This is a genomic window from Neisseria sp. HMSC065C04 (assembly GCF_001815375.1).
Taxonomy (GTDB): Bacteria; Pseudomonadota; Gammaproteobacteria; order Burkholderiales; family Neisseriaceae; genus Neisseria; species Neisseria flavescens_D.
Genome location: NZ_KV820383.1, coordinates 1 through 1,134, shown reverse-complemented (window position 1 = coordinate 1,134; position 1,134 = coordinate 1). Strand labels below are relative to the sequence as shown.

Genomic DNA, 1,134 nt, shown 5'->3' with positions numbered 1-1,134 from the left:
AAAGGCCGTCCCAACGGACAATGCCCAAGCACAACCTTTGATTATCCAACCTGTCTGCCAATATACTGCGAACACATACAGTAAAACGAGCTCAAAAACAGCCAGGGTCGCCAGAACCGAAATTTTCCGATAAGTCATTATATAAACACTTGAAATTACAATGCTTGTATTTGCTCAACCAAACCATCCAGATAATATCTAAATGCAAAGTATGCAACCGTTGCCACAACAATGCTTCCTACAAGTAGCCAAGACGGACGGAGACTGAATGCTTTTTTCAGCGGCATTCCCTTTTGATCTATATAAAACAACTTACCGTCTTCCGATACGGCATTGCTTGGAAAGGCAGGTGTGATTTTTTTCAACTGCTCCTGTGCGGTGTGCAATGCATCTTCATCCAAAACATATCGGCCCCTGAAGCCCAAATTAATCACACTCAGATAGGTTTCCGCCACCAAGGGGCTGGCATCCTTGTGGTTTTTACACAAAGATTCGATTCTGTCACACAGGATATCCCCTGCATTATATGATTGGAAAAAACAAACCTGCATAGGGTTTCTTTCCCATACTTCCCTGTCGTTACCTTTCAGCGTGCGCAGTGCAACCTCATCCAAAAGGGCGCATTGTGCATATGAAACTTCTTCAATATCCGCCTCTTTCCATCCAAGCTCGGCTAATTTTGTCTTTAAATCCTGAATCAGATTTTTGCAATGCGCATACCATGATTCGGAATGGTCAGGTGTAAAGCCGGCAGATAATGCGGATACCGCCAAAGCAGTATCTCTCAAAACGGTTCTAATTAAGGGTTGGTTATTCATATTAAATACTCACTACTGCAAATAGGCTTAAATGTAAATCAGAAATAGAGGCCGGAACATAAATGCTGCATACTTGGGACTGCATCATCCTATCAAACGCGATATGCCGTTTATCCAACCTAAAATACACATTGTCCATTCTAAAAGGCAGACCCGGTGGAGTCTGATGAAGGTGATGTAAAGGTACGCCGACTACTGCCGTATTAATTACACGCTCCACATCATCGGGGGCACCGATTTTACTGACCAAAGGCAGCTGTTTTTGCAATTCCAAGAAGTCGACGGAGTCGGAATGGGCGGAAAGATAAAACTCTGC

The 1,134-nt window shown here is 43.6% G+C and carries 2 protein-coding genes; both read right to left on the bottom strand.

Going from position 1 to position 1,134, the window contains the following annotated elements:
* Nucleotides 1-155 precede the first annotated feature (155 nt).
* Complete coding sequence (locus tag HMPREF3022_RS01495; protein WP_049332191.1) at nt 156-818, bottom strand: DotU family type IV/VI secretion system protein; 663 nt, start codon at nt 816-818, stop codon at nt 156-158.
* A 1-nt stretch (nt 819) separates the two neighbouring features.
* The coding region (gene tssK / locus HMPREF3022_RS01490; RefSeq protein WP_141756476.1) for a type VI secretion system baseplate subunit TssK at nt 820-1,134 on the bottom strand (315 nt) is incomplete at its 5' end.